The sequence below is a fragment of the Stenotrophomonas sp. KH_029 genome, from assembly GCF_057839765.1.
This window is the reverse complement of sequence record NZ_CM174498.1, coordinates 936,137-958,986: the sequence shown is the minus strand read 5'-3', so window position 1 is coordinate 958,986 and position 22,850 is coordinate 936,137. Positions and strand designations below refer to the sequence as shown.

Below are 22,850 nucleotides of genomic sequence, written 5' to 3'. Positions count from 1 at the left end.
GGACACAAGCGGCAGGCCTGGGCCGGGGTCGGTCGCGCCGGGCTCGGCACGGCGACGTCCTGCACGGCGATATCCGACCACGGGCCGGGCGTACCCCGTCATGCCACGGTCATACCGGCGTCATGTCGGCTACATCGCACGCGCCCAGCATGCGCTGCATACCGGAGGCCCGCCATGCGCTATGCCATCGTCACCGAAACGTACCCCCCCGAGGTCAACGGCGTCGCCCTGACCGTGCAGGGGCTGGAACAGGGACTGCGCGCGGCCGGCCACCAGGTCGATCTGGTCCGGCCCCGCCAGGCCAGTGAAGCAGAACACGCCGACGACACCCTGCTGGTCGCCGGGGCCGGGTTGCCCCGCTACCCGGGCCTGCGCTTCGGCCTGCCCGCCCCCAAGCGGCTGGCGCGGCAATGGCAGCAGCAGCGCCCCGATGCCATCTATATCGCCACCGAAGGCCCGTTGGGCTGGTCGGCGCTGCGCACCGCGCGCCGGCTGGGCATCCCGGTGGCCACCGGCTTCCATACCCGCTTCGACGAATACCTGCCCGACTATGGCGTGGCCTGGCTGCAGGCGGCCGCGCTGCGCTGGATGCGGCGCTTCCATAACCAGGCCGACGCCACCCTGGTGCCCACCCTGGAATTGCAGCAGTTCCTCGGGCAACAGGGCTTCGACCGCGTGCGGCTGCTGGCCCGCGCGGTGGACAGCAGCCAGTTCGAACCATCGCGGCGCGACCCCGCCCTGCGCGAGGAATGGGGCATCGACGGCAACGGTTTTGCCGCCATCTATGTCGGCCGCATCGCCCCGGAGAAGAACCTCGCCCTGGCGGTGAAGGCGTTCCGCCGGCTGCAGCAGATCCGCCCCAAGGCGCGCTTCATCTGGGTCGGCGACGGCCCCTCGCGCGCCAAGCTCGCGCATGAAAACCCGGACTTCATCTTCTGCGGGGTACAGCGCGGCGACGCGCTGGCCCGCCATTTCGCCAGCGGCGACCTGTTCCTGTTCCCCAGCCGCAGCGAGACCTTCGGCAATGTCACCCTGGAAGCCATGGCCAGCGGCGTGGCCACTGTTGCCTTCGACTACGGCGCCGCGCGCGAATACCTGCGCACCGATGAAAACGGCATCGCGGTGAACGACGATGCCGAATTCCTCGCCGCCGCACTGCAGCTGGCCGGCGACGACGTGTTGCGCGCTCGCCTGGGCCGCAACGCGGCCACGGCCATGAAACGGCTGCATCCGCAGCGGGTGGTGGCCGAGTTCGATGCCTTGCTGTCCGAACTGGCGCACGCCCGGAGGCCGCATGCCGACCACGCCGCTTGAGGCCCTGCGCGGGCACGAAACCCGCTGGTGCCGCCGCGCCAACCACTACTGCCGGCGCCGACGGGTACGCCGCGCGTTTGCCGTGGTCAGCCGGCTCGGCGATGGCGTGTTCTGGTATGCGCTGATGGCCGCGCTGGTGCTGGTGGATGGTCTGGAGGGGCTGCAGGCCTCGCTGCACATGGCCGCCACCGGGCTGATGGCGCTGCTGCTGTACAAGGGCCTCAAACGCTGGACCCGGCGCCCGCGCCCATATGCGGCCGACCTGCGCATCCGCGCCTGGGTGGCGCCGCTGGATGAATTCAGTTTCCCCTCCGGGCACACCCTGCACGCGGTGTCGTTCACCATCGTCGCACTGGCCTACTACCCGTGGCTGGCACCGCTGCTGGTGCCGTTCACCGCCGCAGTGGGCCTGTCGCGGGTGGTACTGGGGCTGCACTACCCCAGCGACGTACTGGCCGCCACCGCGATCGGCACCGCGCTGGCCGGCGCCAGCCTGCGCTGGTTGCCGTTGCCGGTATAGGCCGCCGCCGACCAACGGTCGGCCGCTACCGGTAGGTACCGACCGTTGGTCGGTACGCATACGTGCCCCAGCCCCACGCTTTGCCAGGCAAAGCGCGGGCCCCGGCTCACCACCACCCCTATCCCCCGCGGCGGTACGCCGCGCCCCCTTGACTCAAGGGGGGCTCTCCACCAGAGAGTGATTGCATGGCATCCAGGCTCATCGCATCCCGCAGGGCGTCTGCCGTTTTACAATGGGCCCATGACCACGCTGTTCATTTCCGATCTGCATCTGGACCCGAGCCGTCCAGCCATCACCGAACTGTTCCTGGCGTTCCTGCGCGATGAAGCGGCGCAGGCCGAGGCGCTGTACATCCTCGGCGACCTGTTCGAGGCCTGGATCGGCGATGACACGCCCTCGCCGGCCGCCGATGCGGTGGCCGATGCGCTGCACGCGGTAGCCGATGCCGGGGTGCCGGTGTACTTCATCCGCGGCAACCGCGACTTCCTGGTCGGCAACGACTACGCGCGCCGCGCCGGGTTCCGCATCCTGCCCGACCCCAGCGTCATCGACCTGTATGGCCGCCCGGTGCTGCTGCAGCACGGCGACCTGCTGTGCACCGACGACGTGGCCTACCAGCAGTTCCGCGCGCAGACCCGCGACCCGGTATTCCAGGCGCAGTTCCTGTCGCAGCCGCTGGCCGCCCGCATCGCGTTTGCGCAGAAGGCACGCGATGCCAGCCAGGCGCGTCAGTCGGAAATGAAACAGGGCGACCGCGCCACCTTCGAAACCGTCACCGACGTGGCCCCGGCTGAAGTGGAGGCCACCTTCGCCCGCCACGGCGTGGACACCATGATCCACGGCCACACCCACCGCCCGGCGATCCATGCGCTGCAGGTCGGCGATCGCCCGTGTACCCGGATTGTCCTGGGCGACTGGTATGAACAAGGGTCGGTGCTGCGCGTAACCGCGCAGGGCTGGAGCCTGGACACGCTGGCGCGCTGAGCCGACAAAGGATCACGGATGATCGACCGTATACCAGCCCTGCTGCTGGCCGCGCTGCTTTCGCTGGGCGCGCCTGTGGCAGCCAGCGCCGCCGAAGCCACTACATCACCCCAGGTGGAACAGATCCGCCCCGACCCGCAGGCCCCGCAGGTCGGCAGCGGCCCGCACCGGTACCAGTTCGTGCTGCGCGATACGGTCAGCGCCGCACCGGCCGCGCTGCGGCCGTTCGCGCTGTCGCACACCGCGTTCGACCTGCCGTTCGTGGCCGCAGAGAAGGATGTCTACCAGGGCATCACCGATGCGCAGGGACGCACGCCCGTGTTCGCGTTCGAACAGGCGCCTCCCGCGCAGGGCTGGGTGCTGCTGGAGCGCTTCGGCAGCGGCCCCAATGGCGAACGCATGCGGCTGCAGGCCGGTGATGGCGAGGGCATCCGCGCGATGGCCTACGAGCTGGTGGTCTGTGGCAAAACCCCGCGCCTGTATCGCGGCGTGACCACGGCCGACGGCGACACCGCGTATGTGGCCACCAGCGCGATCGTGAACCTGTTGCTCTTCATCGACGCCGACAGCACCTCCGCCGGGGGCGACAAGAGCGCCAGTCGGATCGAGGCCGACGATGGCCAGACCGCGCTGCGGCGCTGCCGCCCCGACGCGGCAGATCCGACCTGACCCAAGGTGCCCTGCCCGCCACCGCAGCGTGCGGTGGCAGACAGGGCGTTGGCCAGGATCAGCGGAAGGCGGCCACCGTCGCCTTGGTGTTGACCAGCACGCGCTGGTTGTCGGCGCTGCTGGCAATGCCCATCGGCACGCCGTTGTAGTTGATGTTCGGGTTGGACCAGAAGTTCAGCCGCGGGCAGCCCGCCGCGCACGCATAGGCCATGATCGTGCGCCAGCGCGAACCGCTCGACGGCTCGTAGCGGTAGCCGTGACCATACGCGTACGGCGAGGTGCTCGGATCGGTGGCGATGTCGTGGCGCGCACTCTGCAGGTGGCCGATTTCATGGGCGAAGGAGTAGTAGCCGGTGGCGCAGTCCCAGTGCACCACTGCGAACGCGGTGGCGGCGCTGGAGCCGATGCTGGAGGCCAGCCCGCACGAGCTGGCGTTGTTGATCACCAGCACGCCCACATCGGCGCGGCTGTTGTTGCGGCTGGTGTGGATGCTGTCCATGATGCCGTCGCTGGTGCTGCGGAAGCGCGACAGGTCGGTGGAGAAGCTGCTCGACTCGGCATAGCTGGTGGTTTCATAGCCGGCCAGTTCCAGGGTGAGGCCGACGTTGCTGGCGACATAGCCCTGGTTGGACTCGGCCACCGCCAGTTGCACCAGCGACTGCATGTTGCCGCCATAGGCCGCCACCGCGCCGTTGGTGGCCACCACCAGCACCCGGATGGTCGCCGGCGTGCCCGAGGACGCACCCGCGATGCCGATGCGGTCGTTGCCCGGCATCGCCACCGTGGGCAGGCTGTTGTAGTCGCCGGGGTGGTCGGCCGGCATGCGCGACTCGTCCACTTCCACCAGCACGTGGCGGCCATCGCTGAGCGGGCGCAGCCGATACAGCTGGCCGTCCTTGCGGATCGAGCCGGTGATGGTATCGCCGGCACGTACCAGGATCACAGAATTGGCCGGATCATTGCCGGCCGTGCGGGCGTTCAACCTGGCATCGCGCGCCTGCAACTGGCCGTACCAGATGCTGCCACCGTCGGGCAGTGCCTGCACGCGTTGCTGCAGCGCCTGCACCGGGGTGCCGAGCAGTTCGAACTCCAGCGAACGCTGGCGGGCATCGACCGCCGCCGCATCCACCCGTACTTCCTGCACCGCAGCGGTGGAGGCGGCCGACAACAGCGCCTGCGCGGCGGGCTGGTCGACGGCGCCGGCACGGCTGAGCACCGTCACCGGCTGGAACAGCGGCGCGGCGCTGGCTGCGCCTGCGGCGGCCAGGCACAACGTGAACACACCTGCGGCCTTGCTCATCGATCTGGACATCGTGTCGTCTCTCTTTGAGTGGGAAAAAATGGTAGTGGTCGTTGTTGCAGCGCAGCCCCTGCGGGTCGGCCCGTCCATATGGCTCCACTTGATTGCGTGAATTCAATAGACCTTGCAAATCATTCTTTCCGAACTGTGACCGCCGACCGGGTGGTTCAGCGATGTCGCGTCCGTGTCGTTTTCGCGCTACCTTCGCGGCATCCACCGGGAATCAGCGCCATGGCAGGACAGCCCAATCCGGCAACCACCGCGACGCTGTCGCTGCAGGTCGGCCTGTTCTTCGACGGCACCCGCAACAATGCCGACAACCTGTTGCGTGCCTCGCGCCCGCCAGGCAGCACCACCCCGGCAGCGCGCCCGCCGGCACCGCTGGTCGCCGACGACGCCTCGCCGTACCAGAGCCGCCTGACCAGCAGTTACAGCAATGGCCTGACCAACATCGCGCGCCTGCATGCGCTGTACCCGGACAACCGGACGCACGCGCTGGCCGGCGATGCGCTGTCGCTGGCGATCTACGTCGAGGGCGCCGGCACCCGCAGCGGTGAAGAAGACGACCTGATGGGCCTGGCCTTCGGGATCGGGCGCACCGGCGTGCGTGCCAAGGCGCGGCGTGCATTGGACGAACGCCTGCCCGAGGCGCTGCGGGCACTGGCGCACGCGCACCCGGGCCGGACGCTGGGCCAGGTACGCCTGGACCTGTTCGGCTTCTCGCGCGGTGCCGCCTCGGCGCGCGATGCGCTCAACCGCCTCAACCACGCCGATGGGCCGGCCTGGCTGCGCGAACAGCTGCGCCGCACCGGCTGGCAGCTGGCCGGCGATGCCGCCGTGCCGCGGCGACCGGCGCGCTTTGTCGGCCTGTTCGACACGGTGGTGGCGATCAACCGCCAGCAGCGCGATCAATGGCCCGCGCTGGCCCTGCCTGCCGATGCGGCCGACAAGGTCCTGCAACTGGCCGCGCGCGACGAACACCGCTACCACTTCGCATTGACCACGGTGGCACCGGAGCACGAAGAAATCGCCCTGCCCGGCGTGCACGCCAATATCGGCGGCGGCTACGACCAGCGCATCGAGGGCCCGAAGCTGCTGACCCGGCCGCTGGGCCAGCGCATCGTCAAGCATGCGCTGGCCGACACCGCCGTGCCGCCGCTGTCGCTGCTGCGCGATACCCAGGTGTACCGGCAGGCGCAGGCGGCCTGCCGGCACTGGCAGGCGCAGCTCGGCCTGGGCGAGGAGGCGGTGTGGGTGGACGTGTGGCACCGCTGGCAATCCCAGCGCATTGCCGGCAGCCCCAGCGTGCTGCCGCAATGGGTGTTGTACGCGCACGCGGCCGTGGTGCTGCGCCGCCCGATCGATGGACGCTACCAGTGGGTGCCGCTGCGGCTGATGCAGCAGCGCGCGGCCGACGCCGGCGTGCACTGGAGCCGAGCGGTCGATGAGGTGCCCGAGCTGGCCCTGCCTGATGCGCTGCTGCCGATCGCCGCACGGCTGCTGACGGGCCAGCCGCTGGATGCGGCGCAGGAACTGACGCTGCGCCAAGGCTATGTCATGCAGTCGGCGCACTGGAATTTCGATGCGCTGGGCGATACCGCGCTGCTGTATGCCGCCGACGAAGCCACCCGCGAACTGCCCTACCGGCCCGGCCCCGGGCTGTTCTACATCAACCGCCCGACCGAGGATGGGCAGCGCGTGGTGTTGCCCAACCGCTAGGGTCGGTTCCCGAACGACTGCCGATGGCGATGATCGGCGCGACGAACGCATGGCCCGTACCGACGCCGACGCCGATGTTGGCTATGCCCTTACCGGGCGCGGCACGTCCACCGGCAGTCGATCCGGATGCGTCCCTACCTTGCCGGTCCGCTGGTGCGGCCGGCCTGTTCGATCAGGTTGGCGATTTCTTCTTCATCGAAGCCGGCCAGCAGGCGCGCTTCCAGGTTGAACGGCCCGTACAGGAAACCGCCGGCGTACTGGTTCAACAGCGCGATGAAACGCCCGCGCGGCTCCACCCCGGCGCGCTGGCAGTACCAGTGGTACCAGCGCGAGCCGGCGGCCACATGCGCCACTTCCTCGCGCAGGATGATCTCCAGCACATCGGCGGTGGCGTGGTCGTTGGCGCTGCGCAGCTTGGTGATCATGCCGGGGGTGACGTCCAGCCCGCGCGCTTCGAGCACGCGCGGCACCAGCGCCATCCGCGCCAGGCCGTCATGGGCGGTCTTCTCGCACATTTCCCACAGGCCGTTGTGCGCATCGAAATCGCCATAGTCGTAGCCCAGCGCCCGCAGCCGTGCGTGCAGCAAGGCGAAGTGCCGCGATTCATCATCGGCCACGCCGACCCAGTCGGCATGGAACGAGGCCGGCAGCCCCCGGAAGCGGTACACCGCATCCCAGGCCAGGTCGATCGCATTGAGTTCGATATGCGCGATGGCGTGGATGAACGCGGCGCGTCCTTCCACGCTGCCCAGCCCGCGCTTGGGCAGCTCGCGCGGGTGTACCAGGGTCGGCCTGGCCGGACGGCCCGGCATCCGGATCGGTGCCGGCGGCGGTGCGTCGGCGGCCGCCTTGAGCTGCCCACAGCGGAACTGCGCCGCATAGGCCTGGGTCAACGCAACCTTGTGCAGCGGATCGGTCGCGGCCAGGCAGTGCTGCGCGGCGCGCAGCAGGTCACCGGCCGCATCCAGCGGCAACTGCTGGTCCATGACGCCGGCCTCAGGCGCGGCGCTTGTGCTTGGCATCGTCCGAACGCAGTTGCTGGATGCGTTCGAAGTAACCCGGTTCGATACCGGTCGGGTAGACGCCGTTGAAGCACGACGAATCGAAGGCCTTCAGCTCCGGGTTGCCTTCGCGCACCGCCGCTTCCATGTCCTCGATGTCCTGGTAGATCAACCAGTCGCAGCCCAGGTGCTTCTCGATTTCCTCGATGCTGCGGTTGTGAGCGACCAGCTCCTCGGCCGCCGGCATGTCGATGCCGTAGATGTTGGGGTAACGCACCGGCGGCGCGGCGCTGGCCAGGTACACCTTGCGTGCGCCGGCATCGCGCGCCATCTGCACGATCTGCTGGCTGGTGGTGCCGCGCACGATCGAGTCGTCGACCAGCAGCACCACCCGGTTGCGGAATTCCAGGTGGATCGGGTTGAGCTTGCGGCGCACCGATTTCACCCGCTCGCCCTGCCCGGGCATGATGAAGGTACGGCCGATGTAGCGGTTCTTGATGAAACCTTCGCGGTATTTCACCCCGAGCGTATTGGAGATCTCCAGCGCGGCGTCGCGCGAAGTGTCCGGGATCGGGATGATGGTGTCGATGTCGTGGTCCGGGCGCAGGCGCAGGATCTTCTCGCCCAGCTTGATGCCCATGCGCATGCGCGCCTTGTGCACCGAGACGTTGTCGATCATCGAATCGGGGCGCGCGAAGTACACGTACTCGAAGATGCACGGGCTGTGTTCGGCAGGTTCGGCGCAGACCTCGGAGAACAGCTCGCCGCGCGCGGTGATCACCAGGGCTTCGCCGGGGCGCACGTCGCGCACGCGCTGGAAGCCGAGCACGTCCAGCGCGGCCGATTCGGAGGCCACGATGTACTCATCGCCTTCGGCATGGGCGCGCTTGCCCAGCACCAGCGGACGGATGCCGTGCGGATCGCGGAAGGCGACCAGGCCCAGGCCCAGCACCACGCTGATCACCGCATAGCCGCCCTTGACCCGGCGGTGCACGCCGGCCACCGCGCGGATCGCCGCTTCCGGGGTGAGCTGGCGCTGCGCGTCCAGCTCGTAGGCGAACACGTTCAACAGCACTTCGCTGTCCGAATCGGTATTGACGTTGCGGCGGTCCTGCTCGAATACCTGCTGGCGCAGGGCTTCGGTATTGATCAGGTTGCCGTTGTGGGCCAGCGCGATGCCGTAGGGCGAGTTGACGTAGAACGGCTGCGCCTCGTCCATGCCTTCCGAACCGGCGGTGGGGTAGCGCACGTGGGCGATGCCGACCCGGCCTTCCAGGGTGGACATCCGCTTGGCATCGAACACGTCGCGGACCAGGCCGTTGGCCTTCTGCACGCGCAGGCGGGTGCCATCGGCGGTGGCGATGCCGGCCGCATCCTGGCCACGATGCTGGAGGACGGTCAGGCCGTCATACAACTGCCCGGCGACGTTCTGGTTGCCGACGATTCCGACGATGCCACACATGGTGCGAACTCTCCGCTGGGCCGAGCCCATTTACTGTGAAGGTGGCCGTGCCTGGCCTGGGGAACCGTTCCGTGCCGGATCGGTGGGATCCGGGCGCACGAGCGCCGGATCGAAGGAAGTCGGGGAGCCTGGGTGGGACCCACGCGCCGATACATCGGCGGGGTCCACCACCTGTTGCGGGGTTTCATCCAGCGGTCGCGGCCATCCGCGCCCACCCAGCAGCCCGCCAAGCACCCCATTATCGCCTGTCAGCAGCGGCTTGCCCAACTCCGATCCAGACAGTTGCGACATGTTCACCTCCGGCAGCGCCATCGGCATGCCCTGCAGGCTGGGCAGCTGCGGCATGTCGGGCATGCGCGGCATCTTGGCCTGCATCCAGCCCACGCCGGGGCCGAGCATGGCGCGCAGGTTGGAATTGCGCCACGCCGCTTCGCGCGGCAACGGGGTATAGGAGGCGATCAGCAGCAGCAGGCAGCCGATCAGGCCGCCCCGGGCCAGGCCAAGCGCCCCGCCCAGCGCGCGGTCGGCGCCGTTCAGGCTGGTCGAGCGCACCGCCTGGCGGATCACCAGGCCGATGCCCCAGACCGAGACCATCACCGCCAGGAACACGGTCAGGTAGCCGGCGAGGAAATGCCCGGTGCCGGGCGCGGCCGGGGCCGACCACCAGCCGGCGGCGGACTTGCCCAGCATCAGTGCCGCCCAGCTGCCCAACAGCCAGGACAGGGTACTGATGACGATACTGACGAAGCCGCGCATCACCCCCAGCAGGGTCGAGATGCCGATCACCGCCAACAACACGAAATCGATCATGCGCTTCCTCCCGGGAGGAACGTTCCGGCCTCAAGGCACGGGCGCAGGGCCGGCATCAGGGATGTGGCCGGACCATGCCGGCCACGCCGACCTTCGACGCAACCTGGGCCTTGAGGTTCTCCGCCTCGGCCCGGTTGGCGACGGGACCGACGCGCACGCGGTTGAGCGTGCCCTTGTCGGTACGTACCTGCTCCACAAATGCGCTGAAACCGGCGGCGCGGACCTTGTCGCGCAGCGCGTTGGCTTCGGCGGCCTGGCCGAAGGCACCCAGCTGCACGGCAAAGCCGATGCTGCTGGCGGCCGGGGCAGCCGGGGTGGCCACCGCCGGGGCGGGCTTGGCCGGGGCCGGCTTGGGTTCGGGTTTGGGCGCGGCCGGCTTGGCCGCGGCAACCGGTTCGGGCGGCAGGGCTTCGGTGCGCACGGCCGCGCCGGCCGGTGCGGCGCTGGCAGCGCTGGCGGTATTGGCCGGGGTGGCGGTCGGGGCCGGGGTCGGGGTCGGCGCGCTGGCCACGGCGCTGTCGGCGCGCGCATCCAGGGTCACCACTTCGGCCTTGACGTCGCTGCGCACCTTGACCGCCTGCAGCCGCGCGGACTCGGCCTGGGCGCGGTCGGCATACGGCCCCACGCGTACCCGCCAGGCCTGGCGGCCGTTGATGGTGGCCGCTTCGCTGAAACCGGGCAGCTGCGCCTTGCGCAGATAGGCGATCACCGCATTGGCGTCGGCCTGGCTGGCATAGGCACCGAAGCTGACCGCGAAATTGCCGGCAGCCACCGCCGGCGAGCTGTCGGCCGTAGCCGGATCGGCCGCAGCGGCGCTGGTGTCCTGCAACGGCTGGGTGGTGGACGCACCGGCCTGCAGGCCGGTGGCACCGCCGGTGGGCGCCACCAGCGGCAGCTCACGGGTTTCGAACTGGCCATCGGCAGGCGCCGCCGGCGCGCTGATCGGCACATTGGCCACGCCGCTGTCCGGCGCAGGGCCTTTGACCAGCATGGGCAGGAAGATCACAGCCAAAGCCACCAGAACGATGGCACCAATCAGTCGCTGTTTCAGAGGAGTATCCACGGAAGGCAGGCAGGGCGGCGCGGCGGAATGCCACGGAGATTATACGGGTGTCGGCGTGAGTGGCGTCTGTTGCGGCTGAACGGCCGCCGCGTGCGTACGCAAGGTTCGGCTCAGGCCGGGCGCTTCAGCCAGTGCAGTGCCTGCGCGGCGGTGTGGAACGAGCCGAACACCAGCACCCGATCGCCCGGCCGGGCCTGGTCCATGGCCTGCTGCAGCGCCTGCGCCACCGTGGCATGGGTGGCCGCCTGCGCCGCGGCGGTGCCGCCCAGGCGCGCGCGAAGTTCCTGCGCGCTCTGCGCCCGCGCACCGTCCAGGCCGGCCAGGTGCCAGCCATCGACCTGCGCGTCCAGCGCCTGCACCACGCCGGCGGCGTCCTTGTCCTGCAACGCGGCGAACACCGCCACGGTCCGCCCGGCAACGCTGGCCGCCTTCAACGCGCTGGCCAGTTCAGCGGCGGCCTGCGGGTTGTGGCCGACATCGACCAGCACTTCCACCCCGTCGCGGTCGAACGCCTGCAGGCGGCCGTCGATGCGGGCCGCCGCCACCCCCTCGGCGAAGGCCGCGCGCGGCAGCGGCTTGTCCAGCGCGCGCAGCGCGGCAATGGCGGTGGCCGCGTTGCGCAGCTGGATCGGGCCACGCAGCGCCGGGGTTGGCAGCTCGATGCGGAAGCCGACATCGCGCCAGCACCAGTGCTGCGCATCCAGGCGGTCGGCGAAGAAGTCGCTGCCACCGCGGATCGCATTGGCGCCCACCAGGTAGGCGCGCGCCAGCACGCTGGACGGCGGGTCGGTCTCGCCCAGGATCACCGGCTTCCAGCCGCGGATGATGCCGGCCTTCTCCACCCCGATGGTTTCGCGGTCTTCGCCCAGCCACTCGCTGTGATCGATATCCACGGTGGTGATCACCGCCACGTCGGCATCGACGATGTTGACCGCATCCAGTCGCCCGCCCAGGCCCACTTCCAGCACCGCCAGGTCCAGCCCGGCCTGCGCGAACAGATGCAGTGCGGCCAGCGTGCCGTATTCGAAATAGGTCAGCGTGGTGCTGCCGCGCGCGTCTTCGATGGCATTGAAGGCACCGACCAGGGCGGCATCGGAGACCTCCTGGCCATCGATGCGCACCCGCTGGTTGTAGCGCAGCAGGTGCGGTGAGGTGTATGCCCCCACCTTCCAGCCGGCCGCGCGGGCGATCGCCTCGATGAAGGCGACCGTGGAGCCCTTGCCGTTGGTGCCGCCGACCACGATGGTGCGCTCGCCCGGCGCGCCCAGTCCCATCGCCTGCGCCACGCTGCGCACGCGCTCCAGCCCCATGTCGATGGTGGCCGGATGCTGCTGCTCGATATGCGCGAGCCAGTCGGTGAGGGTGTGCGGGCGGGCGGTGGTCATGGGCGTTGGATCGATGTGGCGGACGGCGGGATGGGGCGTACCCGGGTTACAGCGCGCGGTGCTTGGCTTCGCCGAAGAACGGGGTGTGGTGGGCGCAATCGTTCAGGCGCACCACTTCCAGTTGGTCCAGATCGGTGCCTTCGAGCAGGTTCAGCGTGGTCGGGGCCTGGCGGAAGGTCCACAGGCGCGACAACGGCAGGCCGAGGATGCGGCACAGGATCACCCGGTTGACCGCATCGTGGGCCACCACCAGCAACGTGTCGTGCTCACCCAGGCCTTCAGCGGCGCGGGCCAGGCCGCGCCAGCTGCGCTCCAGCACCAGGCGCAGCGATTCGCCACCGGGCATCAGCACGGTGTCCGGCTCGTCGCGCCATGCCTGCAGGCGCGAGGGATCCTTTTCGTGGATTTCACTGGCCAACAGGCCTTCCCACTCACCGTGGGCGATTTCCTGCAGGTCCGGCTCGGTCAGCAGCATCGCCGCGCGTTCGGTGCCCAGCGCCAACTGCGCGGTGAGCTGCGCGCGCGACAGCGGCGAAGCCACCGCACGGGTGATGTCCACCGACTTCAGGCGCTCCCCGAGGGCCTGGGCCTGCGCTTGTCCGATCGGCGACAACGGGATATCGATCTGGCCCTGGTAACGGCCTTCGGCATTCCACGGCGTTTCACCGTGGCGGGCAAGCAGGATGCGCATGCGTACTGGGAGTCCTTGGGGGAGGAAGGGCTGTCGCAATCGTTCACATGATGTGAATGAGCGAGGGGACACGCATGATACCCCGACCGGACCGGCCGGGTGCCTGCCACGGTGGTGCCGGCCGCAGGCAGCCCTGCACCGCCTGCATGCCGGCCAACGGTCGGCATCTACCCGGTGCCTGCCGGCAGGCACCGGCCATTGGCCGGTACGCGTGGCATGCCGGGGCCCAACGAACAACCCCGCGGCTTTCACCGCGGGGTTGGGGTCTTACTTCACCAGGTTCAGCTCTTTGAGCAGCTGCGGCGCCGGCGCCACTTCCTGCATGATCCACTGCATGTAGCGGCTGTCGACCGAAATCATGCGGGTCATCACCGGGTCGAACACCCAGTTGGAGCTGACCGATTCCCAGTTGCCATCGAAGGCCAGGCCCACCAGCTTGCCGTGCGCGTCCAGCACCGGCGAGCCGGAGTTGCCGCCGGTGATGTCCAGGTTGGACAGGAAGTTGACCGGCACCGAGCCGATCCGCTTGTCTTCCAGGCCGCCGTAGCGCTTGGCCTTGACCGCATCCAGCAGCGCCTTGGGCGAGTCGAACGGATCCACGCCGGTTTCCTTGGCGGCCACGCCTTCCAGAGTGGTGAACGGGGTGTAGTTCACGCCGTCCTTGCCATAGCCCATCACGTTGCCGAAGGTAATGCGCAGCGACAGGTTGGCATCGGGGTAGACGAAGCCGCCCTTGCTCTTCTTGTAGTCGGCCACGGCCTGCAGGTACAGCGGACGGGCGGTCAGCGATTCGCCTTCGCGGATCTTCTTCTGCTCTTCCTGCTTGAGCAGCGACGGCATCGCCGCCACGGCGTACTGGATGGCCGGATCGGTGCTGGCCTCGAAGGCGGCGCGGTCGGCCTTGAACCAGGCCAGGCGCTTGTCCAGGCTGCCCAGTTCGGTGCCGCCCAGCTTGGCCACCAGTCCCTTGACCGCAGCGGCATCACTGCCGGCCAGCCACGTGTTGAGCACTTCGTTGCTGCGCTGATCGGCCGGCAGGGCGACGTACTGGCCCAGCCAGTAGGTCTGCAGCTGCTGATCCATCTTCGCCACGTAGCGGCGATCCATCTGCTTCAGGCCGCCTTCGATGGTGGTCAGGTCGCGCTCCTGGAAGCCCGCTTCGCGCTCGGCATCCGGCTTGGCGCGCTCGATCGACAGGCGATACAGCGAAATGGCCGCACCCACCGCCGAGGTGCTGTTGAACTGGCTCACGAACAGGTCGCGCTCGCGCGTGGCCTTGCTGGTATCCAGGTGCTTGATCAGCTGCGCGTGCGCGGCCAGCGCCGGCTTGCCTGCCGCGCCCTGCTGCTTCAGCCAGGCCAGCACGGCGGCTTCTTCGGCCTTCTTCTGGCCGGCCGCGTCGATGCGCTTGAAGCCTTCCAGCTGGCCGACGTAGTTCTTGGCCACGTTGTTCATGCTGGCCGCGGTGGCGGCGTACTTCACCTTGATGTCGGCATCGGCCTTGCCGGCCTCGTCGATCATCTTCAGCACCGCGTTGTAGTGCTGGGCGATGGTCGGATAGGTCCAGCCCGCGGTTTCGTTGAACTCACCGGCCAGCGCATAGCGGTTGGTGCGGCCCGGGTAGCCGGCCACCATCACGAAGTCGTCGGCACCCAGCGGCTGGTCGGCGAACTTCAGGAAGTGCTTGGGCTGGTAGGGCACGTTGTCGGCCGCGAACGCCGCCGGCTTGCCGTCCTTGCCCACGTAGGCGCGGTAGAACGAGAAATCGCCGGTGTGGCGCGGCCACATCCAGTTGTCGACGTCACCGCCGAACTTGCCGACGCTGCCCGGGGGCGCATAGACCAGGCGCACGTCCTTGATTTCCATGTTGCGGAACAGGCGGTAGGTGTTGCCACCGGAGAAACTGAAGAGACGGCAGCGGAACCCGGCATCGGCTTCACACGCGGCGGTCTGGGCCTTGTCGAACGCCTCCAGCGCGCGGGTGCGGGCCAGCGGGTCCTTGCCGGCAGCGGCGATGGCGGCCTTGGCCTGCGCGGTCACGTCGGTGATCTGGTCGAGCACGAACACGCGCGCGTTCGGGCCGGCGCTCAGTTCGTCCTTCAGGTTCGGCGCATTGAAGCCGTCCTTGATCAGGTTCTTCTCGGCGGTCGAGTTCAGCTGGATCGCACCGTAGGCGCAATGGTGGTTGGTCACCACCAGCCCCTGCGGAGACACGAAGCTGGCCGTGCAGCCGCCCAGCGCCACCACCGCGCCCATCGGGTCGCCGGTGAGGTTGGAGATCTGCTCGGCGGACAGCTTCAGGCCGGCCTGCTTGAGCGGCCCGGCAATCTCCGGCAGCTGCTGCGGCACCCACATGCCCTCAGCGGCATGGGCGACCTGGACCAGCCCAAGGCTGGCGACGACGGAGAAAGCGAGCAGGTTCGAGCGCATTGAGCAGCCCCTGGTGAAAGAACCGCCGAGTGTAGCCCAGCCCCCTGCCCCGGCCCGAAGCCCGGAAGTCATGGGGGTTGCCCAGCCGGCACGTGCCAGCCGGGCAGAGCCCGGCTCTACGCCTCCCGCGGGCACGGACGGACAGCCGGCGGGAGGTCCCGGGCAGGCCGGGGCCGGGCCGCGGAGCGGGGTTTACGGCCTGTCCTGCACCGGCCTGCCCGGCACCTCGATCGCCAGAAGCAGGCGCCGCCGCTCCAAACCACCCGCGCTGCAACATGGGAAACCCGCCGACAGCCCTATAATCCGCCCTTTCCCCCAGATGAGTTCCACCCCGATGGCGCAGCAGACAATGAAGGCCCTGGTCAAACGTGAAGCCGCCAAGGGCATCTGGCTGGAAGAGGTTCCGGTACCCACCCCCGGCCCCAATGAAGTACTGATCAAGCTGGAAAAAACCGCCATCTGCGGTACTGACCTGCATATCTACCTGTGGGACGAGTGGAGCCAACGCACCATCAAGCCGGGCCTGACCATCGGCCACGAGTTCGTCGGCCGCATCGCGCAGATCGGGCCGGGCGTGACCGGCTATGAAATCGGCCAGCGCGTGTCGGCCGAAGGCCATATCGTCTGCGGCCATTGCCGCAACTGCCGTGGCGGCCGCCCGCACCTGTGCCCGAACACAGTGGGCATCGGCGTCAACGTCAACGGCGCGTTCGCCGAATACATGGTGATGCCGGCCAGCAACCTGTGGCCGATCCCCGACCAGATCCCGTCCGAGCTGGCCGCGTTCTTCGATCCCTACGGCAACGCCGCGCACTGCGCGCTGGAATTCAACGTGATCGGCGAAGACGTGCTGATCACCGGTGCCGGCCCGATCGGGATCATCGCTGCCGGCATCTGCAAGCACATCGGTGCGCGCAACGTGGTGGTCACCGACGTCAACGATTTCCGCCTGAAGCTGGCCGCCGACATGGGCGCCACCCGCGTGGTCAACGTGGCCAACACCTCGCTCAAGGACGTGATGAAGGACCTGCACATGGAGGGCTTCGACGTGGGCCTGGAAATGAGCGGCAACCCGCGCGCGTTCAACGACATGCTCGACTGCATGTACCACGGCGGCAAGATCGCGATGCTGGGCATCATGCCCAAGGGCGCCGGCTGCGACTGGGACAAGATCATCTTCAAGGGCCTGACCGTGCAGGGCATCTACGGCCGCAAGATGTACGAGACCTGGTACAAGATGACCCAACTGGTGCTGTCCGGCTTCCCGCTGGGCAAGGTGCTCACCCACCAGTTGCCGATCGATGATTTCCAGAAGGGCTTTGACCTGATGGAACAGGGCAAGGCCGGCAAGGTGGTGCTGAGCTGGAATTGATCCCCTGTGCCTTCGGCACAGAGGATCAATTGCTCATATCACCTTATCCCCGCGCCGCTGGCGCGCCCCCTTGAACAACAAGGGGGCTGTTCTCCAGCAAGGGTTCCGGTGTGAGGCCAGCATTGAAAAGGCGCCCAGTGGGCGCCTTTTCCAGTTCGTGGGATGCCGGCCGTGCGTGGAGCCGGCCAGCGGCCGGTACTACTGCCCTACCCCAACGGTGAAGACCACGCGGCTGTCGGCCAGCTTGCCGGAGTTGTCGCGGCCGTTGCCGTCGGTGCCGTAGTAGCCCAGGCCCAGGGTGACCATGCCGAAGCTGCGGTTCACGCCCACGTTCCAGTCGGTGTAATCCTTGGAAATGCCTTCTTCGAAGGTGCTGCGGCCGACGTTGGCGGTCAGGTTGAATTCCTGCGGCAGCGCCCACTCCCCGCCCACGGCGTAGTACCACGCATCGGTGCCCGAATTGAACACGTCGTTGGTGTAGGTCACCGTCAGGCTGTACTGCTTGGCGAAGGTGGTCTTGGTGATGAACTCGTTGTAGGCCAGCTCGCTGGAACCGGGATAGGTGTAGCGGTTGAACAGCAGGTCCAGGTTGACGTTTTCGTTGATGTCGAACGCGTAGCCGATCAGGTAATCGACTTCCGCATCCGGGCCACCCTCGCCGAAGTCCACGCCCGAGCCCCACACCCCGGCGTACAGGCCGACCGGCGAGGTATAGGTGAAGGCGGCCTGCACGGTCGGGTCCTCGGCGGTCTGCGAGACCCCGCGGAACACATAGTCCGACACGCCGGTGACGTTCCAGCTGAAGGGAGAGGCGGCCTCGTCCTGGGCACTGGCGGCGAACGGGGCAAGCAGGGCGGCGCAGAGCACAACGGCGGCGGTACAGCGCGAGGCGTGGTTCATGCGGGTCTCTCCGGGGCGGTGGGGTGGGCGGAACGTCGCGGTTTACACTTTTTTAACCTGATTGATATTGCGATGCAACAATCCCCTGTGTCCTGCCCGCCCCGGCCGCGCCCGCCAACCGGCCCGGCGACGGCCCCAGGAACGGCCGCGGCAGGTAAAATCGGTGGTTTCCGCGCTGATGACTGCCTGCCATGACCGATGCCACGACCGCCCCGCTGACCCGGCACTACGTTGAAGAACTGGAGGCGATCCGCGCCCAGGGCCTGTTCAAGGCCGAACGCATCATCACCAGCCCGCAGTCGGCGCAGATCACCCTGGACGACGGCCGCACGGTGCTGAACTTCTGCGCCAACAATTACCTGGGCCTGGCCGACCACCCCGACCTGATCCAGGCCGCCAAGGACGCGCTGGACAGCCACGGCTTCGGCATGGCCTCGGTGCGCTTCATCTGCGGCACCCAGGACCTGCACAAGCAGCTGGAAAAGCAGATCGCCGACTTCTTCGGCAAGCAGGACACCATCCTGTACGCAGCCTGCTTCGACGCCAACGGCGGCCTGTTCGAGCCGCTGCTGGGCGAGAACGACGCGATCATCTCCGATGCGCTCAACCATGCCTCCATCATCGACGGCGTGCGCCTGTGCAAGGCCAAGCGCTTCCGCTACGCCAACTGCGACATGGCCGACCTGGAAGCCCAGCTGCAGGCCGCTGATGCGGCCGGCTGCAGCACCAAGCTGATCACCACCGACGGCGTGTTCTCGATGGACGGCTTCATCGCCCCGCTGGATGAGATCACCGCGCTGGCGAAGAAGTACAACGCGCTGGTGCACATCGACGAATGCCATGCCACCGGCTTCCTGGGCGCCACCGGCCGCGGCTCGGCCGAGGTCAAGGGCGTGCTGGAGAAGATCGACATCATCACCGGTACCCTGGGCAAGGCCATGGGCGGCGCGCTCGGCGGCTTCACCTGCGCCAGCGCCGAAGTGGTCGAACTGCTGCGCCAGCGCTCGCGTCCGTACCTGTTCTCCAACTCACTGCCGCCGCACGTGGTGGCCGCCGGCATCAAGGCCTTCGAGATGCTGGCCGCCGCCGATGACCTGCGCAGCACCCTGGCGCAGAACACCGCCTACTTCCGCGAGAAGATGACCGCCGCCGGTTTCGACGTGAAGCCGGGCGTGCACCCGATCAGCCCGGTGATGCTGTACGACGCGCCGCTGGCGCAGAAGTTCGCCGAACGCCTGCTCGAAGAAGGCATCTACGCGATCGGTTTCTTCTTCCCGGTGGTGCCCAAGGGCCAGGCCCGCATCCGCACCCAGATCAGCGCCGCGCACACCCGCCAGCATCTGGACCGCGCCATCGATGCGTTCACCCGCATTGGCGTGGAGCTGGGCGTGATCAAGGGCTGAGGGAACGGCGGCGTCCGCCCGCCATCCCGATCCAGCGCCGGGCAATGCCCGGCGTTTTTTTATTTCTTCTTTTTCTTCTTGTCCTTGGCCGATTCCTTGCTGGCCACCACCACCGGCGCGGCGGCCGCCCGGTCCTGTCCATTGCCCTTGGCCACGCGGATGCCGTTGGCCTTCATCCAGGCGTCGAACTCGTCGGCGCTCATGCGCTTGTCGCCATCGCTCATCAGGAATCGATAGCTGCCGCGCCCGTCCAGCTCGGGGGTCTTCACTTCCACTACCTTGTCGGTCACCGGCGGGGTCCTGGACGCCTGTTTGTGGCCACCGCAGGCGGTCAGCAGCGCGGCCGGCAACAACAGGCAGGCGCCGCGGAACAGGGAACGGGTGAGGTTGGCATACATGGGGATACTCCCGGTAGTCAATGGAACGTGGGGTGCAAGGCCATCCTTTGCCCGGGTCGGTCGGCCTGCCCGGCGGGCAGACCACGAAGTCACGGTGCCGCCACGGCGCTATCGGCCGCGGCATACAACAGGTCCAGATCGGTTTGGCTCAGCGCGCGCCATTGGCCCTTGCCCAGCGTGCCCAGCGGCAGACCGCCGATGGCCACGCGCACCAGGCGCAGCACGTTGATGCCGAAGGCGGCCAGCAGGCGGCGGATGTGCCGGTTGCGCCCTTCCTCCAGCACTACTTCCAGCCAGGCGGTCTTGCCGCCACTGCGCAGCAGCACCGCGCGGCGCGCACGCAGGTGCTGGCCGTCGTCATCGATGCCGGTGCACAACGCCTGCAGCTGCGCGGCATCGGGAATGGCGTCGATCTGCACGTGGTAGGTCTTGTCCGGCCCGGTGGCCGGGTCGGTCAGGCGCGCAGCCCATTCGGGGTCGTTGCTGAACAACAGCAGGCCTTCGCTGGCCTTGTCCAGGCGCCCTACCGGCGCCAGCCAAGGCAGCCCGGCGCCATCCAGGCAGCGGTAGACGGTGTCGCGGCCCTGCTCGTCCTGGGCGGTGGTCAGCAGCCCGCGCGGCTTGTTGAGCATCAGGTGGATGCGCCGCGGCGCGTCCAGCGGCCGGCCGTCGACGCGCACCTGGTGGCGCCCCTCGACGATCGGGAATTCGGGGTTGTTGATGACCCGGCCATCGACCGTCACCCGGCCCTCGGCGACCCAGCGCGCGGCCTCGGTGCGCGAACACAACCCGGCCTTGGACAACACCCGGGCCAGGCCGTGGCGCGGGGCGCCATCGCCGGTGGTGGTACTTGCCGCTGCCGCACGCCGCTGCGGGCGGCGTGGTCGGGCGGCAGGCGCGGCAGGGGGCCGGCGTGAACTCATCGGGCTCCGCGCGCGGCGGCCTACTTCTTCTCGCCCGGCTTGGTCGCCGCCGGTGCTTCAGCGGCGGCAGGCGCAGCGGCCGGAACCGGACGCGCCTTGACCACGCGCACGCCGCGCGCCTTCATCCAGGCGTCGAATTCCTCGGCGGTCATGCGCTTGCCGTTCTGGCTCATGTCAAAGCGCCACGGCGTGTTGTCGAACTCGGTCGCCGGCTTGTAGGCGGCCGGATCGTTGGGTTTGATCGCCGGGGCGCCGGGCATCGCCTTGGCGATGTTCTGGCAGCCATCGATGCGCAGGCGCTGCAGCACGCGGTCCAGCGACTGCTGCTGATCGAAATTGGAGGTGAGCACACCGGCCGGCATGCCCAGCTGCACGTTGCGGATGTACAGCTCTTCGGCCACCGGCGCGATCGCGGTGGCCGGCAACGGCAGCGGCGCGGCGCTGATGGCGTGGGCCGAGCAATCCACGGCTGCGTAGGCGGTGGGAACCAGGGCCAGGCCAAGCGTGGCGGCCAGTGCAATACGCAGCATGGGATGCATCCAGGGATAGGGTGACGCGGCGAGTTTAACAGTGCCACAACGGCTTTCAAGATCCCACATTCAATGAATACGGCAACTTGTTGGATTTATTGTTGATTTTTAGTTGCCTAGCAGAGCCGAACCAAGGACCTTGGCGCCCACGGTGGATCCACGCAAGGCTCTTCCCCGATTGCGGGGTCAGCTGCGAACTGCAGACTCAGATCAAAGGCCGCTACCCACGTTTGCGCTGATTGGGCTGGCGCGGGTGGGTTGGCGGGACACGCCGTGAACCCCTCCCTGGGGGCTTGGCGAAAACATCCATGTTTTCGACAGTCCCGCCAACCCACCCGCGCCAACCCTTCTCACATGGCTGTCGCTCACAGAAGAGAAGGCAGGTCCGAGCCACGTTCGGGCAGCGCGGCACCAAGAGGCATTCCGGCCAGCGGCCGGCACTACTTGCCCCTACGACAATGTTTGGACGGCAGCCCCGGAGATGGGCGAAGAACCAAAAAAAAAGGGCCCGGCAATGCCGGGCCCTCTTCTGAGGCTGTACAACCAGAAGGATTAGTTCTGGACGTTCAGCTCGGTACGACGGTTCTTTGCACGACCTTCCGGGTTGTCCGAACCATCCGGGTTGGTGTTCGGCGCAATCGGACGGCTCTCGCCGTAGCCGATCGGGCCCACCAGACGCGAAGCGGACACGCCGTTCTTGGTCAGGTAGTCATACACGGTGGTGGCACGACGCTCGGACAGCTTCTGGTTGTAAGCGTCGGTACCCTTCGAGTCGGTGTGACCGGCAACTTCAACGCGCAGATCCGGGTAACGCTTCAGGATCTCGGTGGCTTCGCTCAGGATCGCAACAGCGTCCGGACGCAGGGTAGCCTTGTCGAAGTCGAAGTTCACGCCCTTCAGATCGATCGAGACCGGCACCGGGCAACCGTCCGGACCGATGGTCTGACCCGGCTGCGAATCCGGGCACTTGTCGTCGCAGTTGTTGACGCCGTCACCGTCGTCATCCAGGTCGGCGCAGCCCGGTGCAACCGGAGCCGGAGCAACGGTGGCAGCGGTCGGAGCCGGGCCCAGCGGGATCACGACGCCGACCGAAGCCAGCACGTCGCCGAACCAGCTTTCGTCCGGTGCAGCGACGCTCTGGTCGTCGAAGTCAGCGCGGTAGGCCACTTCGGCGCGGACAGCAACGCGCTTTTCGAAGGTGGTCTGCAGGCCGACGCCGACCTTGGCGGCGAGGTTGCCGTCCTTGCGGTCACGCGGGCCAGCTGCGTTGAAGACGGACTCTTCTTCCGACTTCTGGTAGCCCAGACCCATCAGCACGTACGGGTTCCAGCCACGGCCTTCGGAGATGAAGTGGCGACGCAGGTCGACCGAGACGCCGTACTGGCTCCAGTTCAGATCCTGGTTGGCATCGAAGTTCGGGTTCTGGTAGTTCAGCTCGCCGTCCAGCGACCAGTTGGGGCTGATGAACTTACCGAGGCCCAGGGTAACGAACGGAGCGTCGTTGGTCAGACGGTCGCTATCCTGGAAGTTGAAGCCGGCCGAACCGGTCAGGTACCAGCGGTCGTCAAAATCCTGCGCCGATGCAGCCTGGGCGAAAGCCAGACCGCCCAGCAGCGCGGCAGTAAGGATCTTCTTGTTCATTGAGTACAGCTCCTATTTCGGGGGTATGAAACCGGTAGAGGCATGGGCCAGCACCTGCGTCGTTTTCAGACTGCCGATTCAGCACGCCACCGCCGCGAACATTATGCTCAGGCGAGTGAAGGTGATGTTAACAGTCCCGTAACATGTGAAGACGACCGCCAGACCTCTACCCGGTCCAGCTGGTGGCACCCTATACAGGTTGATGAAATTCCGCAAGACCCAGCAATGACAAGGGTTTTGCCATTTCTCCCGGGTTTTCAGCGGTGCACTGCCGTATTCGGTGCCAATCGCCGCCCGGCATTTGATTCAGCGCAGAAACAGCTTTGTCAGCAGCC

General features: G+C 67.9%; 20 protein-coding genes. 7 read left to right on the top strand and 13 right to left on the bottom strand.

Annotation, left to right across the window (positions count from 1 at the left end; all coding sequences use genetic code 11):
- The first annotated feature begins 174 nt into the window (after positions 1–174).
- From AC3ITM_RS04380 to AC3ITM_RS04365, 4 genes are all read left to right on the top strand, one after another.
- The gene (locus AC3ITM_RS04380) at positions 175–1,314 is read left to right on the top strand and encodes a glycosyltransferase family 4 protein (RefSeq protein WP_489268708.1); all 1,140 of its coding nucleotides are present in this window, start codon (positions 175–177) and stop codon (positions 1,312–1,314) included.
- Positions 1,295–1,834 carry a phosphatase PAP2 family protein gene (locus AC3ITM_RS04375; protein WP_228887569.1) on the top strand — a complete coding sequence of 180 codons (540 nt, stop codon included), beginning with the start codon at positions 1,295–1,297 and terminating at the stop codon, positions 1,832–1,834. Before AC3ITM_RS04380 ends, AC3ITM_RS04375 begins: the two co-directional genes overlap by 20 nt.
- A 240-nt stretch (positions 1,835–2,074) precedes the next feature.
- Positions 2,075–2,818, top strand: coding sequence for a UDP-2,3-diacylglucosamine diphosphatase (gene lpxH / locus AC3ITM_RS04370; RefSeq protein ID WP_489268706.1), 744 nt, complete (start codon positions 2,075–2,077; stop codon positions 2,816–2,818).
- Positions 2,819–2,836: 18 nt separating this feature from the next.
- On the top strand, positions 2,837–3,487 hold the full coding sequence (locus AC3ITM_RS04365; protein WP_489268704.1) for a hypothetical protein: 651 nt from the start codon (positions 2,837–2,839) through the stop codon (positions 3,485–3,487).
- Positions 3,488–3,545: 58 nt separating this feature from the next.
- Here AC3ITM_RS04365 and AC3ITM_RS04360 read toward each other — a convergent pair whose 3' ends face one another.
- Positions 3,546–4,799, bottom strand: a complete 1,254-nt coding sequence (locus AC3ITM_RS04360) for a zinc-dependent metalloprotease (RefSeq protein ID WP_489268702.1) — start codon at positions 4,797–4,799, stop codon at positions 3,546–3,548.
- Positions 4,800–5,018: 219 nt separating this feature from the next.
- Here AC3ITM_RS04360 and AC3ITM_RS04355 point away from each other — a divergent pair, with 219 nt between their 5' ends.
- Complete coding sequence (locus AC3ITM_RS04355) at positions 5,019–6,506, top strand: phospholipase effector Tle1 domain-containing protein (RefSeq protein ID WP_489268701.1); 1,488 nt, start codon at positions 5,019–5,021, stop codon at positions 6,504–6,506.
- Between the two features lie 134 nt (positions 6,507–6,640).
- Here the strand turns inward: AC3ITM_RS04355 and AC3ITM_RS04350 are convergent, their stop codons facing one another.
- From AC3ITM_RS04350 to AC3ITM_RS04320, 7 genes are all read right to left on the bottom strand, one after another.
- Positions 6,641–7,492 carry a ferritin-like domain-containing protein gene (locus AC3ITM_RS04350; RefSeq protein ID WP_489268699.1) on the bottom strand — a complete coding sequence of 284 codons (852 nt, stop codon included), beginning with the start codon at positions 7,490–7,492 and terminating at the stop codon, positions 6,641–6,643.
- Between the two features lie 10 nt (positions 7,493–7,502).
- Entirely contained in the window at positions 7,503–8,969 is a 1,467-nt protein-coding gene (gene purF / locus AC3ITM_RS04345; protein WP_489268697.1) for an amidophosphoribosyltransferase, read from the bottom strand.
- A 30-nt stretch (positions 8,970–8,999) separates the two neighbouring features.
- Positions 9,000–9,779 carry a CvpA family protein gene (locus tag AC3ITM_RS04340; protein ID WP_489268695.1) on the bottom strand — a complete coding sequence of 260 codons (780 nt, stop codon included), beginning with the start codon at positions 9,777–9,779 and terminating at the stop codon, positions 9,000–9,002.
- A gap of 55 nt (positions 9,780–9,834) precedes the next feature.
- A complete protein-coding gene (locus tag AC3ITM_RS04335; protein WP_489268693.1) occupies positions 9,835–10,842 on the bottom strand; it encodes an SPOR domain-containing protein in 1,008 nt (335 codons plus the stop codon).
- A 110-nt stretch (positions 10,843–10,952) separates the two neighbouring features.
- Complete coding sequence (gene folC, locus AC3ITM_RS04330) at positions 10,953–12,227, bottom strand: bifunctional tetrahydrofolate synthase/dihydrofolate synthase (RefSeq protein WP_489268691.1); 1,275 nt, start codon at positions 12,225–12,227, stop codon at positions 10,953–10,955.
- A gap of 46 nt (positions 12,228–12,273) precedes the next feature.
- Positions 12,274–12,918 (bottom strand): histidine phosphatase family protein, encoded by a 645-nt coding sequence (locus tag AC3ITM_RS04325; protein WP_489268689.1) that lies wholly within the window; start codon positions 12,916–12,918, stop codon positions 12,274–12,276.
- A gap of 267 nt (positions 12,919–13,185) precedes the next feature.
- Positions 13,186–15,348, bottom strand: a complete 2,163-nt coding sequence (locus AC3ITM_RS04320; RefSeq protein WP_489268687.1) for a S46 family peptidase — start codon at positions 15,346–15,348, stop codon at positions 13,186–13,188.
- A gap of 349 nt (positions 15,349–15,697) precedes the next feature.
- Between AC3ITM_RS04320 and tdh the strand changes: the two genes are divergently transcribed.
- Positions 15,698–16,720 carry an L-threonine 3-dehydrogenase gene (gene tdh / locus AC3ITM_RS04315; RefSeq protein ID WP_489270023.1) on the top strand — a complete coding sequence of 341 codons (1,023 nt, stop codon included), beginning with the start codon at positions 15,698–15,700 and terminating at the stop codon, positions 16,718–16,720.
- Positions 16,721–16,918: 198 nt separating this feature from the next.
- Here tdh and AC3ITM_RS04310 read toward each other — a convergent pair whose 3' ends face one another.
- A complete protein-coding gene (locus AC3ITM_RS04310) occupies positions 16,919–17,620 on the bottom strand; it encodes a TorF family putative porin (protein WP_489268685.1) in 702 nt (233 codons plus the stop codon).
- A 191-nt stretch (positions 17,621–17,811) separates the two neighbouring features.
- Between AC3ITM_RS04310 and kbl the strand changes: the two genes are divergently transcribed.
- On the top strand, positions 17,812–19,023 hold the full coding sequence (gene kbl, locus AC3ITM_RS04305) for a glycine C-acetyltransferase (protein WP_489268683.1): 1,212 nt from the start codon (positions 17,812–17,814) through the stop codon (positions 19,021–19,023).
- Between the two features lie 59 nt (positions 19,024–19,082).
- Here kbl and AC3ITM_RS04300 read toward each other — a convergent pair whose 3' ends face one another.
- The 4 genes from AC3ITM_RS04300 to AC3ITM_RS04285 all read right to left on the bottom strand — a co-directional run bounded on the left by AC3ITM_RS04300 (position 19,083) and on the right by AC3ITM_RS04285 (position 22,515).
- The gene (locus tag AC3ITM_RS04300) at positions 19,083–19,421 is read right to left on the bottom strand and encodes a hypothetical protein (RefSeq protein ID WP_489268681.1); all 339 of its coding nucleotides are present in this window, start codon (positions 19,419–19,421) and stop codon (positions 19,083–19,085) included.
- 89 nt (positions 19,422–19,510) lie between these two features.
- Positions 19,511–20,344: a pseudouridine synthase gene (locus tag AC3ITM_RS04295; RefSeq protein WP_489268679.1), complete on the bottom strand. Its 834-nt coding sequence runs from the start codon at positions 20,342–20,344 to the stop codon at positions 19,511–19,513.
- A gap of 20 nt (positions 20,345–20,364) precedes the next feature.
- Entirely contained in the window at positions 20,365–20,874 is a 510-nt protein-coding gene (locus AC3ITM_RS04290) for a hypothetical protein (RefSeq protein ID WP_228886420.1), read from the bottom strand.
- A 552-nt stretch (positions 20,875–21,426) separates the two neighbouring features.
- Positions 21,427–22,515: an OmpA family protein gene (locus tag AC3ITM_RS04285; RefSeq protein ID WP_489268677.1), complete on the bottom strand. Its 1,089-nt coding sequence runs from the start codon at positions 22,513–22,515 to the stop codon at positions 21,427–21,429.
- Positions 22,516–22,850 lie beyond the last annotated feature (335 nt).